The sequence below is a fragment of the Vogesella mureinivorans genome (assembly GCF_007644035.1).
In the GTDB taxonomy this organism is placed as follows: domain Bacteria; phylum Pseudomonadota; class Gammaproteobacteria; order Burkholderiales; family Chromobacteriaceae; genus Vogesella; species Vogesella mureinivorans.
On sequence record NZ_VMTV02000050.1, the window covers coordinates 1 to 355 of the forward strand.

The window sequence follows — 355 nt, forward strand, 5'->3', positions numbered from 1 at the left end:
TGCGCATTGGCGGGCGGGCCATCGACGCGGGAAGCCGCGCTGGCCGCAGGCGTCTTCGTCAGCAGGTAGACCGCGCCCAGCACCACCCCGGTGCCGACCAGCTGCGTCAGGGTGATCGTCTCGTCCAGCAGCCAGGCGCCGAGAAAGACCAGCGAGACCGGGCCGAGCACCGACAGCTGGGCCGCGGTGCCGGGGCCGACCCGACGCACCGCCGCCATGGTGAAGGTGACCGGCAGGAAGGTGCAGAAGAAGGCGTTGGCCAGCGCCCAGCCGTAGGCCGCGGGGGCGAAGTCGAGCAGCTGCATCGGCGAGCGCAGCAGCAGGTAGTGCGCAAACACGGCGGCGGTCGAGATGG

At 71.8% G+C, this 355-nt stretch carries 1 protein-coding gene; it reads right to left on the reverse strand.

The window, feature by feature from the left end; genetic code table 11:
* A partial coding sequence (locus tag FLQ44_RS01705; protein WP_170252711.1) for an EamA family transporter occupies window positions 1–355 on the reverse strand: 355 nt, incomplete at both ends.